The sequence below is a fragment of the Nocardia sp. NPDC004278 genome (assembly GCF_053602975.1).
In genome coordinates this window covers 42225-57642 of sequence record NZ_JBSGEQ010000037.1, presented here as the reverse complement: position 1 = coordinate 57642, position 15418 = coordinate 42225, and the positions used below count along the sequence as shown (strand labels likewise).

1 protein-coding gene (running past one end of the window) is annotated in these 15418 nt (G+C 66.8%); it reads left to right on the top strand.

The features are described from left to right. Window positions 1–15418 carry the 3' portion of a protein-glutamine glutaminase family protein gene (locus ACWEO2_RS36480; RefSeq protein ID WP_452409533.1) on the top strand. Its footprint begins 20870 nt before the window's first position, so 15418 of the gene's 36288 nt are visible here — the last part of the coding sequence; the start codon falls outside the window, past its left edge; the stop codon is at window positions 15416–15418.

Here is a 15418-nt window from a genome sequence, read left to right as displayed (position 1 = left end):
CAACCGGGAATTCGCGGATATATTCGACCGCCCGCGCACACTGGACGAGTTGTACAACGAGCTGCGGCCGCGTTGGCCGGATGTGTCTTTCGACGATCTGATGGAATTGCGCACGCACACCTACGTGCGCAACGGGGTGCTACCGCCCACGGTCTCGCGGGAAAATCTGGACGCTTTCCTGCAGATTCTGTGGGACGATCGCGAGTCGATTCAGAATGCGTACGATATTTACGAAGCGTATTTGGATCTGGGAGCGGGGGAGCGGCCCGGGGATCCGCGCGCTTTCCGTGACGAGATGGCCCGGATTCTGGCGCAACGTAGGCCCGGACCGGCGCGGCAGGCTGCTGTGGAGGAGCTCGGCGTGCTCACGCCCGACAACGCCGACAGTTGGGTCCCCGAAGATATTTCGGGCGTGAGTTTCGCCCGGCAGAATGTGCTCGACGATGTGCCGATCGAGGGCACCGGATTCAAGCTTTACGTGAATACCTTCGGTGACGCGCGGTCCACGGTAGCCGAGCACCTCGTCCTCGGCGTCCTCGACGACCACGCCGGCTTCCCGGGGGTCGGCGAGGTGAAGGCGTTCGGCCCGGAGGAGGCGCGGTCGGGCAGCATCGTGGTCCACCTCAGCAATCCGGCGGCGGTGCGCCGGGTGGCGGCGTGGCTGCGGGAATTCCAGGGGTCGCACGCCGCGATGTTCCGGTGGGGCGTGCCGCCGGGAACCGAGCAGGTCGCCGCCGGTGTCGCCTTCGGCGCCGAAACGACGTCGGGCAGTTCTGGTGTGACCCGGGCCTTCGCGATATTCGCCGCACTCGACATCTACCGCCACGGCACGTTCGAGGACTTCGCCACCGAGGTGCGGCATCAGCTCCGCATCCGCGGCATCGACCCCGAAGAAGTACACCTGAACCTGCTCACCTCCGAAACCGACGAGCAGCAGTCCGACGTCGAATCACCCTCGGAGCGCGCGGAACGACGGGGCCGCGACCAGCACCGCGCCTCGGACCCGAGCGAGCAGCCGCGCCGCGAGCAGGAGGAGCCGCGCGACGCCGACGTGGTGGACGACTCCGCCACCATGGCCCGGGTGGAGGAATGGCGCCGAAACGTGCTCGCCGAGCAGCAGTTCGGCGAGACATCGCGCGACGACGCGGCACACCGGAGCGATCCGGCGGACGCACCTCGGGGCCCACCCGCGAGCATCGTCCGGCCGTCCTCACCCACGGGCACCGCCGAGTCCACCGGGACCGTCCGGCACGCACCGCCGTCCCCTCAGGAACCGGTCGGCACCACCGAAACCGAACATCAGGAATCGTCTACGCCGTCGCGGTCGCAGACACCGATCGACGTGGACTTCGCCCAGCACCAGCGCGACGCCGAGCGGTTGTCCGACCACTTCAGCCCGCTCGATCGTCACCGCGATACCCGCGGGTCCGCCTCGCCCACAACTCATTTGCCGTCAGCTTCGCGCTCCGACGACGGGTCGTCGGCCCACCGCTCCGATGCGGACCACACCGCGCGATCCCATGAATCCGAGCAGATCGAGGACGGACGGATCTCCCCGATCGATCCGGCCATCCGCCCGATCGAGGACACCGTGCCGGAGGATTCCGGGGCGCTCGAGGGCACGCGGAAGTCCGGGACCGAACCGCAGAACCGTCCGCATGGTCCGTTCGTTCCCTTCGTGATTCAACCCCGAACCAGTTCGCTACGGCCTGCGCGGGAGACCGAGACCTCTGGGCAGGCTCCGCACGCCCGAACCACTTCGTCACGGTCCGCGAAGGAGGCCGAGGACTCTGGGCGGGCTCCGCGTACCCAAGAGTTCATCGTTGATATCCCGGGCCGAAACAAGTCCATACCGGACCGGCGGTGGCGGGACGATCCCTTCCGGCAGAACCGGTTTCCCGTCAGGAACATTCACGGCACGGATGGAAAAGTCGTGCGCTCCGGACTGCCCGATACGTTCGACCTGTCGGTATCGACCCCGGAAACGCAACAATTCCGGCCGAAGCTGCCGTCCAGCAGCCAGGAAACGCTGGTGCCGCCACGCGATGTACGCCAGCGGGCGGCAACACCGGACTCCCGGACGCAGCGCGAACCGGACGAAACATCGCAGGCGGGGGCCGGTTTGGGCCCGTTCGAGATGACCAGTCCCTACGAGACGGCTCGCGAGGACGGAGAGCCGGGGCTGTTCGAGGACTTCCCCGACCATGTCTACGATGCGCCGGGTACCGAAGCGGCGGTACGTGACGACCACATCGACGACACACAACCGGCCGCTGACGGCGGCCAGTCCCGCGACGGCACAACAACATCCGTACACGATGGCCGGAAGATCGCTGCTCCGGGAACCGACGGCAGCACACCCGTCCGTGACACCCAGCCGGTCGGTGATGTCGGCCAGTCTCGTGACGTCACAACAACAGTCGCAGCCGACGGCCGGGTCATCTACATCGGAGCCGACGGCGAGCAACATATCCGGACCCTCGGCCTCCCGCGTGCGCAACCCTCACCCGGATCCCGCACGGTGCAACGGCTTCGGGGCTTCATCTCCCGTCTCGGCAGTCGTAACGCATCGAGCGAGGCGACGACACTGCCTGCGGCACAGCCCACTTCATCGGGTGAGCGCACTTCACACCGGCGCGTCCGAGCCCTCTTCCAGCGCTGGAGCCGGACAACCAGCAGCACAACAACTCCCACCGGACGCACGGTTGCCGCGCCGGTCAGCGGTGGCGGCACCGGCGCCCGCACGGCTGTCACCCCCAATCGTGGCGACGGCACCGGCGCTCGCACGGCCGTCGCTTCCGCCGGCGGTGACGGCGCCGGCACCCGCACGACCGTCATCAGCCGACCATATGCCGCTGTTCGCAGTGTCAAGTCCGACGACGACCAGTGCCTCGTCCGCTCGCTCACCGGCATCAGCAACGGATTCGCCCGACGCGGCATCGCCAGCAGCGCAATCAGACTCCGAGCGATCACGGGCAGCGAATCCGGCGGCGACACCGAATCCCGGCCGCGTCGTGGGCGGGCAGCGCTGCCGGGCTATTCGAAGCGGCAGGCGGAGAAGGCCGCCGGCGGGAAGCTCCGCGGATATGACGGCGAGGCCGAGATCGGCAGGCAGCTGCAACTTCTCGGCCCGGGCGCGCAGGCGCTGGTCGTTCGCAAGCACCCTGAGGTCAATCTGAACGGCATTGGCGCGCATGCCTACCGGATGGTCAACGAGGACGGCGCAATCTTTGTCCGCGACTACGTTCCCGACGCCAAAGGCCGGACCAGCAGGCCACCCGCGCGTCGCGACTCGGCCAGTCGGTTCGCCGTTCTCTACACCCCGACCGGCACCACGGCCCGCCCGACTCCCATGGGCGGTGACCCGATTCACTCGTTTACCCGGCGCGGCGTCAAGGGACCGGCGTTCCCACGGGACATCCGCATCGGTGCGCCATCCGACGCTGACGCGACCGGCTACACCGATCCCGGCTACCCTGCCGCTGACGCCACCGATCCGACCACCCGCGACGACCTCGCACGCCGTATCCACCAGAACGCCCTCCCCACGGGCACCGAGATCCACCTCTCCGACAACACGACCGCCACTATCCTGTCCAACGGCACGATCAGACTGCAGACCCCCGATCCACTGCGGCCGCCCGCCGGGCTCGGCACGTCGGGCACCTGGTGGCGCGATGTCGGCGAAACCTGGTGGAACAACCTGCATTTCGATCGCCTGTCGGATGCCGAACAGTTGCGTGTGCTGACAGAGTTCCCCGCTCTGCGCAACAACGTCCCGTTCGAGATGGAGAGTCTGCTCCGAAGGAGACTGATCGACCTCGAGCTGGCCCGGCTCGAAAAGCTCGCTGACGACAACGGCGAGCTCCCACCGGATGTGGTGCGGCAGCTGTACGTGCCGGATTCGCCCTACACCTATCCGGGTACCGGCCGGACCTGGTGGGACAACCTGCTCGTCGACGACTGGATGAACGACGAGGTGCTCCGGTTGTTCGACAGGTTCCCCGCTCTGCGTAACAGCGACGGCATCCCCGCCCCGATTCGGCACACCCGCAATATCCAGTACCTCGTCGTCACGAGGGACTGGTTCCAAGAGCATGATGATTTCGACGACGGGCTTCCGCCGGACCTGCTGGAACGGTGGAACAACCTGGACATTCCCCGCAACTACGTGCGCGCCGCGGTAACGAACGCCGGGGTGGCCGCCGGTGGTTCCGGCGGCACGCCATCAGCCGTGCATCTGTTGTGCTTCGCCGAGGACGACTTGGGCCGGCGTGGCCGCATGGCGATCGGTTTCGGTCCCGTCGACACCGCGTCGAGGGTGCACTGGTACGCATACTCGGCGGCCTCCGCCGATTCGATGTACGGCATGCCCGGCCGTGTCGCGGCGCTGCATGCCGATACGATCCGCGCGCATCCCGGCGACGCCACCGTCGTCTGGATCGACTACGGCTCCGAGGTATCCGGTGATTCCGCGGACCGGCTGGGTACGGCGATCGCCCAATTCACCGCCAATCATCCCGCCGCACAGCAGATCCGCGTACATGCGCCCGCGGCGATCACCACATCCCTGCCGCACACCGGTTCGTCCACGGTGACGGTACATCCCCCGACCACAGACACCTCGGCCGCCGAGCTCCCATTCAGCGGTGTGCGCGTATTCACCAGCGACCGGGACGGGGCCGACTTCGGTCACGAAATGCTACGCACCTGGCACCAGCAGCCACCCGAAGTACGCAAAGCGCTGATGACCTACCAGCAATCATCTTCCCTCACCAACACGCTGATCCGGAGGATGCGCGGCTCGGGCGAGGGTTTCGAGGAATTGTTCGACCGGTTCCAGCGCTATGCCGCCTTCGCGGACCTCCTCAGCGAAGGCTCCAGAACACTCGATCTAGGCGAGCTGGTCGAGTCGAGACAAGATCTGCAGGACGTTCTGTTCAGCAGATGTACCGCGTCCGAAGGGCAGGCGTTGCGGCCACTGCTGGACAAGAAGGCCGACGACCGCACCGCCGCCGACCGTGACACGATTCGCAGATTGGAGAGCGTATATCTCGACGATTCCGAAACTCGTAAGCTGCACGCGCTGAACGATATTCTGCAGCACCACCGCCCGGAAGCGTACTGGGAAGAGATCCGTTTCGACGCGATGATCTACGGCCAACTCGACGAGGCGTATCGAGAAAATTTCGATGCCGAGCCCACACTGGAAAATGTCCGCCGCTATCTGGAGTTGCTCGACCGGGGAACCAGCCGGCCACTGCTGGCGACCGAACCGTTCCTCGTCATCCGTGCTGTCGGCAACATCGACTTCCTGGTCACCGCGGACGGCACCGCGCTGGGCGGACGCAAAGACCTCAGCCTTCTTTTCAACGTCCTCCAGCGGGACGACACCTTCCTTTCCACCTCACTGACCACGGAAGTGGTCGCCACCAGCACCAAAGCGAACTATCGCTTCGAACTCGCCGTACCGCCCGGCCCCGGCCTGCGCGGGGCCTACCTCGGCCGCGACGGCCGCGCGCACGCCGTACGCGAGAACGAACTTCTGTTCGCGCGCAATACCGGCTTCCGAATCACCGGAATCGGAACAGACCCTTTCAAATCCTTCTACAACCCTGACTTCACCGTCTTCTACGGATACCTCGAAATACCGACCGCGCCCGCTGTGCACACTTCCGGTCGTGGGCAGGGAAATCGGCCGTTGCTGGAGGGGCCCGAGGATTATGTGCTGGGTGGCCTGGAGCCGAGTACGCCACGGCCGGCTCCGGTATTCGAGCCAGGTCCCGGCGAGACCTATTTCGGTGACGCTCTGCTCGATACGTTCGAATCCGTCCAGGTCGAAACGGCCGGTGTGGAATCCGTTCACGGTGACGGTTCCGCCGCTCGCTCGACCGTCGATCTACCGCAGGCCGCTGTGCGCGGTTCGGAGACGGATTTCGACTGCCTCGCCCAGACTCTCACCGACATCCAGCGTGATAACAACAGCACCGCGATTCAGCCGGATTACCGATCCACGCCGCCGCTCGGCGGCTCGCAGCCGGGACTGCCCGGCCGCTCGCAGCAGGACGCTGAGGGGGCCGCCGGCGGGAAGCTCCGCAGTTACACCGACGAGCACCGCATCGCCACGCAGCTGGAGCGTCTCGGCCCAGGTGCGCAGGCGCTGGTTGTCGGCGTGCACCCTGCCGTGAATGCCAACGGTATCGGCGCGCACGCGTATCGGATGGTCAACGAGGGCGGCACCGTCGTAGTCCGCGACTATGACGGTGCCGCCGGCCGGACCAGCAGGCCGCCGGGGCGAAGTGATTCGGCTGCCTTGTTCGCTGTGCTCTATACCCCGACCGGCGCCCCGACCCGGGGTCTCCGCCGTCGCGGCGAACCGATCCGGAAATTCCCGCCCGGCATCCGAATCGGCGCACCGGACGACGGCGATGGCATCTGGGTTGTCGACGATGCCGTAGGCCCTGACGGTGTGCCGGTGCTGCCGTCCAGCAGCCAGGAAACGCTCCGGGAACTCCTGATCCTCGCGAGCCGCCGGTTCGGTGCCGACGTCGCGCTGGAACACCCCGCCGGGCCGCCGATCCGGACCGGGGAAGGCAACCAGCAGACCCACTACATCCGCCGCACCGCGCCCGGCCACTACGAGATCGGGCGCAATGCCGACGGATCGCCGTTCGCGACCTTGCGCGGGGATGACGTCGTGCCGCCGCATCGGGTCGGCTCCAGGGACGACATCGACGCCGAGCAGCTCGCGATTCGGGAGCTGACACCGGACGAGAACGAGGCACTGTTCGAGTACGCCGAGATCCAACGGATCGTGCACAGCCGGTTCCGCTCGTTCTCGGGCATCGACGAGGATGAGGTCTTCCGCCTCGTCGAACGAATGAGACCGAACCTTCGCAGCGACCTCTCCAGCGCGGCGGAAGCACTCGGCACGACCCCGCTACAGGCCGTAGGATGGCAGGACCAGGCCGACAACTTGGGGATGAGCGTGCGGGACGTCGCACATCAGGAGCTCGACACCCGCACGGATATGGAGTTCTTCGGGCTCGACGTCCCCGCACCGGAGGCGACCCCGGCCCGCGCGCAGACCCCCGACCTCCGGGAATTGACGGAGGCGGAGAGCCGGGCGCTGCGCGAATTCGCCAGGATCAGCAATGCGATATATTCCGCGGACCCTTGGGACAGTGTGGAGTTCGCCCGGCAACTGCGGCCGGAATTACAGGATCATTTCGACAGCGCGGTAACAGCGCTTCGGGTGACTCCCGAGTTGGCCCTCGATTTGCGGCTCGCGGCCGCCGACCGCCAGGACACCGAACCCGGTGTCCGAGTGGAGGACATCAGGCGCCGGATCACCGTGGCTCAGGAACAGCGGGAGGACGACACCGAGGCGCTCGCACCGGTCTGGGAGCCGTCACCACAGGATGGGAACCATCTGCTGGAGGTGTTCGCACAGTCCACCGACCACACGACGCCGGACCGGGCACGTGCCACGCTCGCCCAGCGCATGGAAGCGCACCTCGAGGACTACGTCGACTTGCTCCCCTCCTTCACCCCTGCGGGGCGGAAAGAGCAGAGTATCGAGGAGTTCCGCCGCGCCCGGTCGGTGACCGAATTCGAGATGGATCGCCGGCGCCGCGCCCGTCGAGCCGGCGAACTCATTGCCAGCGGCGAACTCTCATTCGACGAGCATATGAGCAGGACCGCAGCGGAGAATGCGGCGGAAACGCACCGTCGTGCGCCATTCGAGGAATCCGTTCGGCAGTTCGATGAATCAGTTCGCCGACGTGCGATGGACCGGCTGGGGTACCTGCTCGACACCGTGCGCGACTCGCGCAGGTCTACGGACCATCTGATGAGTGCCGACCTGCTTCCCATCGTCGCCCGAGAACTTCAGCTCAACATTGTCGTATTGCACCCGGACGGACCTCGCGATGTCTATCACCATGGAATGCCGGGCACGTCGTTCACTCTGTTGTTCACGTCTGCGGAACATCCGGAGCATCTGCATGTGGCCAGGACCGCCGACGGCACCCTACTCAGAATTCGCCCGGACCAGCTCGACGCCCCGGCCACGTACGAATCACCTTCCGGGCACGAGTGGCAACCGGCAGCGCACCCCCGAACCGAACGCCACGGCATCGGGCATCTCGACGAGAACGGTGTGCGCGTATTCGATTCCGGCGAGGCGGCCTCGAATTACGGCGTGACCGTGCTCGATCGCTGGCACGAACTCACCTCGCAACAGCGCCACGTGTCATGGGCCTACCGGACTTTGCCGGCTTTCAACGTGCTGCTGCGGGACGGCCGAGACAAGACGCAGGAGAATTTCGACCGACTGTGCGCCGGCTCCGAGTCCGTTGCGCTGCTGACCGAACTGGTCGGACCAGGTCGGCTGTCATTGACCGAGCTGATGGAGTATTACCGATCCGGAGAAGGGGCAGTAGACCAGAAAATCCACGATCCGGATCGCGTGAGTGCAATCTGGCGGACTATCGTCTCGATCGCCGAAAGCGACATTCCGGAGTTCGCACTGGCGCAGCTGGTCGGCGACCATCACGAGTACCGGGATGGGCTGCAACCGCTCTTCGAACGCTTCCTCGGCACATCGCCACAAATCGACGCCCTCGAGCGCGGGATCGGCCTGTTCGATCAAGCAACTCGACGACCACTGCCGAACACCGAGCCGATCCGGGTCGTGCGGGGCCTGGTCAGCATCGGCTTCATGCGGGACAACGCCGGAAACCGGATACCACTTCTCGCCGCGGACCCGTCCAGGCTCGTGGGCACCGTGCAACAGGATCCCGGCTACCTGTCCACCTCGGTCGGCCATGAGCTGACCGCCATGGGGGAAGGCCGTTTCGGCTACCAACTGAATCTGACGGTGCCGCCCGGCGCCGAGGGCCTATGGATCGGCCGGCTCGACAATGAACTCGTGTTCGCGCGCGGCACTCGGTACCGCATCACCAGGGTGACCCGAGACGAAACGAACGACACGGTTATCATCGACGCCGAGATCCTGCTACCCGAACCGGAGACCGACGGCCTCGACAACCGCGGAAACACGCAGCAGGCGACAGCGCGACCGGCCGCTGGATCGAGCGTCCATGGCGCGGAACACCACACTCCCATCGCCACACCACGCATCGCCTCCGGCGCACCGGGCGCGCAGCCCACGCCGGGTGTCGGGGCGCGCGATCAGCAAGGCGAAACATCTTGGGCGGCGGCTGATTTGGGTCCGTTCGAGATGAGTCGTCCGGACGCGATGTTGGGCGGCATGATCGGGGAGCCCGGGCAGTTCGAGGATGTCGACGATCTTGTCTACGACGTGCCCGAACCCGCGGCACCCGGCGACACGCCGCCCGTCGGCGACGGTGTCGTGACGCGCCCCCAATCTCGTGACGACGCAACAACATCCACGATCGAACGCCGGGACTCCATCGCCCCGGGAACGGATGGCAGTACCGTGCGGCCCGAGCCGGACGAGGCCAGCCCCTCGACCGCAAGGGCGCCAACGCATTCCGGGTATCAACACAACACGCCGAGCTTCCCGGCAGCGGGCGAATCGACTGCGCCGCCGCGGAAGACGGCACCGCAGGAGCCGGAGCAGGCGCAGGCGCAGGCGCATCAGGTATTTCCGGGGTCATTGGCCCCGGTCGAGCGGCAGCAGCGTCCCGGCGGTTCGAGGTCCGGGATAAGCCGGTTGTTCCAGGGGCTCACGCGTCGGCTCCCGACGATGATGGTCAACGGCCGCCACCGGAACGTGTCTACCGAGGACCAGCACGGACGTTCGCTCATGCGCAATCCCTATCTGCATTTGAGCGGCCAAGGTAAGAAGTGGGACGCGTGGGTCCGCCCCGAGCATCGGGTCATCCCGGCCGAAGGCCGTCGGGGAGTGGTCCCCGGTTGTGTGGTGGGCCGGTTCGGGGGCTGGCTGGGAATGCATTGGCTGCTCCACGAGTCGGCCGGGGAACGCAGACTCGACTACAACACGCTCACCACGGCGCAGCGCCAGGACGCGATCGACGTGATCGTCGGATTGTATGCCGACAGTGCGGAACAGACTGCGGCCCAGTGGGTCCGGTGGGCACAGCTGAGTCTGGGCGAAGGTGCCGTACACCGGTTCCGGCGCGAAATCGATATGCGGGACCTGCCGGCCGATGCGCTGGTGTGGATGGCCAATCCGGATAATTTGGTCAATCCGAACAATGTGGCTCACTCCAACGATTTCCGCACGCTGGCAGTGCGACGCGTCGGAGATACGGATGAGTTCCGCGTCTACGATCTCGACGATCCCAGTTCCGGTGGTATGGCCGGGCGAACCAACGCGGCGACGCTGGGCCTGCGAATGGCTGAGCTCCGCATCACCGATCTGGTCATCCGCGAGCCCGCGCGGCAGGCGGCGGCACCCGGTCGGATGACGATGGCTGGCGCGGTCGATGCCGCGCGCGACCTGTTTCCGCCGAACTATGAGGCGGCACTGGATGATTTGGCAATGCAGCCGCGCGGACTCCCGCCGGCCTTCGAGCGCATGCCGGATGATGCGGTGACACTGGACGATTCGGCGGCGCGGCCGGCCGGGCCGCCGCCCGCGCACGACCCGCCCGGCTACGCAGAGTCGAACTTGAATAGGTGCGGTCCGAATACCGCGGCGAGGTTGCGTGCGCGCACCGGAAACGAGGATGTCGGCCTGCTGGACGGGGTAGTGGGTATCGGTGGGACGCCGGAGGCGGACTTCTTGGGCGCGATACCGGGAGAGTTCCGGCGGTATCAGCAGCATGACCACATCGCCACGGAGCTGGCCGGGATCGGGGTGGGTTCGACGGCGGTGATCGTGGACGAGCACGCCAGGAATGACCGGGGCGTCGGTGCGCACACGTATCTGATGACGAATGACGAGGACGGCGTATGGATTGTCGATGAGTTCGTAGGCCCGGACGGCGTGCTGGTGGTGACGCGCAAGAGATTCCGGCCGGGGCTGCTGCCCGTGGCGGCGGGTACTTCCGCTGTGCTGTTCTCGCCCTGGTCGCCGTTGAGTGGGCCGGGTGTGGCGGTTGCGCCGCGGCGCGGGTTCGATGCGCCGCTGGGTGGGCGTTTGGTCCGCAACGAGGGCACGGTCGGGCTCGAACCTCCTGGTCCGACACCCGCAGCCAAGCGACCCATAGCGGGCGCCCTCCACACCTCACCGGAGCCGGTTGCGGACAACCTCGCCCTGAGTGGCCCCGGCGCGTACATCCTGTACGGGCCGGAGCGCGCCGCAGTCGATGGTCACCGCGAAGGCGGCGACGGCTTCGGCAGTGGGCGCGATGACGGTGTCGCGCATTCGCACGGCGGTGACAGTTCCGGACGCAGCTCGCCCGCGTCTTCGGCCAGTGCGGACGAAACCGCCAGCGACGGAAGCGAATCCGGTGATCGGTCCCGGTCGGGTGACGAGGAATCCGGACGCGGGCGCGATCGCGGCAGCAGCGCGCACTCCCGCTACGGGGGCAGCGACGACAACAGTTCGCCCGCGCCTACGCGCAGTGTCGACGAAAGCACCAGCGACGGAAGCGAATCCGGCGACGACGACCGGTCGATCAGCGACGGCGAGGCGGATGTCTTGTCCACGCTGCGCTGGATAGCGGTGGAGCACCCCGACGACCCTGCCTCGGCTGTCATGGCACGGATTATGGGTGTGCGGAACATCGATGGTGTGCACGACCAGATCAATGAGTATCTGCACCAGCAAATTCAGAGGGAGGATGAGCGGCTCCGCGCGATAGAGCAACGGTGGCGGCAGGGACGGGTCACCGCGGCGGCATGGCAGGCCGCAGTAAGGGATCGGCAGTATTTCGACGACGGGATCGCCCAGCAGCGGGAGATGCTGGAACACCCCAGGGACGCGCTCGGATCGCGGCTCATGGTCGCCAAGCACAAGTTGCTGGGCCTAGCCGCGCGGGCCTACCGAATCAACCTCACTATCGTGCACGAGAACGGTTTTCAAAACGAGCACAGTCCCGCGGGCGGCGACCCGCGTGTGTACGTGCTCTACCAGGAGGGCGATGACAAGCCGAGCCATTATGCGATCGGTGCCACCGAAGACGGCCATCTCTACGCCGAGCGGCCTTCCCACCTCGCCCCGCCGGAACTGAGCTCCGAGCACGGTCCGGTGGTGCCCGCGGAGCAGATCCCGAAGCCGCGGGTCCGGGTGCTCGCAGCGCCGCAGATCCCGCTGCTCGGTGGCGCGGCCCTCCGGAAGAAGTATCTGAAGGAACGGCGGCCGATCACGATCAGGACCGAGATCGGACCGATCGAAAACGCCCGGCCGCTCGATGAACTGCCCAAACTCGAATATCACACCCCGGTCCGATATATGACTCCCGACGAGCTCGAGGCGCATCGGTTGTTCGTCGGTCCCGGCGGCCGGTTGTTCCGGGCCGTCGACGGCCGCTGGTTCGATACCAGCAGGCTCCCCACCGAGGAGCCGTCGGAGGGCGGTGGCCGTGCGATCTTCGTGATGGACGTGTTCGGTAACCTCTATGCGGGGATGAAGGTGATCGGTCTCGTCCATCATTCGTCGTTCCGCCGCGGGGGCATTGTCAGCGGCGGCGGCTCGATCGCCGTGCGTGACGGCGAACTCACCGTCATGGACAACCACACCGGTCATTACAGGACAGCCGAGGGAGTCAATGACTATGTCCTCGATACGCTCCGGGGACAGGGGCTGCGGCCCGCCAGGGACTTCGTCCGGCTCACCTTCGACAATCAGCGCCGCGATCGCTTCGGTGAACTCGACCGCCAGCGCGCCGAGGTCGAATACCGGCAGATCATGCTCGACGCCGAAAACGTGGCACTGACCCGCGAGGAGAACGCGCTCGCTGCTTCCGGTTCCCCGAACGACTCCGCTGCGCTGCGGGTGCGGCGCGAGTCGCTGGACACTCGGCAGAGTCGGTTGAGCGGCTGGCGAAACGGGCTCGAGCAGAACGTAATTCAGCCCGATCTGGGGGAGGAGCTGTTCGCCCACCCGAGCCCCGAGCGGCCTGAGGACCGGCTCGTCCCGCCCCGGGTACCGCCTGGACTGGACTCCGCACGGGCATCGGTGCACGCCGTCGGTAACTGGTGGGTCTATACCGGCAAAACCTGGTGGGACGACCTGCATTTCGACGATCTCGCGCCCGGCTACCAAGAGAGCCTGCTCGTCGATTATCCCGGCCTGCGCACCAACGATGCCGTGCCCGCGCCGGCCCGGCACACCCTCAACACCCGATACTTGCAGCTGGAAATCCACCGCCTGCATAGCCTTCCGGGGCCGCTGCCGTCGAACCAGCGCCGCCGACTGCACAACCTCAAAGCCGCATTCACCTACCTGTTCACCGCCGAGCTGGAAACCGAAGACGTCCGGCAGGCCGGTGTCGAGCGGCCGGAGGTGTATCTGCTCGGTTTCGACCAGGACGCCGCGGGCCGGCGCGGCCGAATCGTTATCGGGTTGGGGCCCATCGACACCGCGGCAACCGTGGACTGGCACATTCCGGCCGACGCGGTTCTCGGTTCGTCCGCCGACGCGATAACCCATGGGGCACAGCACCACACGAGAACCGCACGCGCACACCGAGATCGCGCCACTGTGATCTGGATCGACTCCGCCACCGGCGCACCGAAACTCGCGTCCCGGACCCGCGAACCCGACCGGGTGAGCACAGCACTCACCGACTTCACCCGCACCCATCCCGCGGCCCGGCGGATCCACGTCTTCGCCCCCGAATCAGTCGCGAAATCCGTTGCCCGACATACAGATTCCGATATCATCACCGTGCACGACCGCACCACCGCCTCCCGCGGCGCAACCGCACCCGACGGCAACGCTCGGCGGAACCGCACCACAGCGCCGGCCCTTGCCCCCGAACCGGCCAGCCGAATCGGCGGTCCCGTGCCCAGCGTCGCCGAGCAGGGTGCCGATGGCGCCGAAATCCATGGCGAGGCCCTGATCCGCGCCAGCGACCGGACCGACGACGACAACGCCGCACCACATACGGCCGGGCACCGGCCATATGCGCAGGCATTGAACGCTGTGCTGGCCGGGTCCGGCCCGATCGACTTCCACCGCGTGCTGACCATCCTGCGCCACGCTGATGTCGCACGGGACGGGCGCCTGTTCGAGGAAGCGTTCGCGAGCGAGAACGATCTGACGCTGGTGGATGCGGTCCGGCGCGCGTTCGAACAAGAGCGGTTGTCCCAGGCGCAGGCGCGGCGGATAGCACGGTTGATCGGCCGGCAGCCGGATACCGAGTTGCCTGCCGATGCACCCGCCCCGCCCCGTGTGGCAGTCCGGCCGGGCCAGCGGCCGGAGGAACTGCCGGCCGTGCGTGCGTACGCGGCGGCGGTGGGGTGGGCGTCTACGCCGGAGATCGCGCTGGCGTTGGTGGCGCGGCTGGATCGGGATCCGCGCAAGTTGTGGGCAATACAGGCCGCGTACCCGCACCAGGGGCACGATCTCGCCGAGGACTTGCGTAGTGTGTTTCCGGAGGAGACCGACTACGTCGATCACGTATTCGCCGAGGCGCCAACGGAATCCGCCGCGTGGGCGCCGGGTGCGGAGCCGGTGCCGGTGGAATGGGATACGGCACGGCAATGGTTCGCGCACCTCGAGTCCATGACCTTCGAGCATTGGACCGGTGACCACCCGTTGCCGCACACCTACCTCGAGAACGGGTGCGCGGATCTCGCGCACCACGTCACACTGGCCCTGATCCGGCTGGGCACCTATCCCCGCAAGATTCTGGTCAACGGTGCGGACCTGCGGATGACGCAGACCTTGCCGGACGGCACGTCCAAGGAACTGGACTGGGGTCATCACGTCGCCAACCTGGTCTACACCCGCGACCGGAATGGTCACGCCGACTGGATGGTCTGGGATCCGTCGGTCGCGCGTGAACCGGTCGGTGTAGGGGAATGGCTGGCGCCGATGCACCTCGATGCGGGCACAGCGGAACGCTTGGAGGGACCGGTCGAGCAGATCATCGAGACCTTCGAGCGACGCCGGGTCGAGGACCACGACACCGACCGCACTCAGGATCGATGGATGGCGAAGGGTTTTCTGCGGACACCGACCGTGGTTGTCACAGACGCGCACGCGCGGGCGCTGGCTCCGGGGCGTGTGTTGCCACCTCTCCCGGGTGGAGAGGTACGCCGTTGGGAGACCTTGCGGGAACTCGACCGAGCGGTGGTGCGCGCCGACAGTGACAGTCGCCTGGTGGAGTATCTGAGCATGGTGGCGCGCCGGAACCTCGGCGGGGAGATCAGCAATGCGGTGCACGGCTATCTCCGAGCTCGCGGCGCGGACGGGAAAGTAGCCGTCGATTCGTCTATTGTCACGATTCACGCGCCGGGGCGCTCTTTCCGGGCCACGGGACCGGGCGACGGATCCGCCAGGTGGTCGAGATGA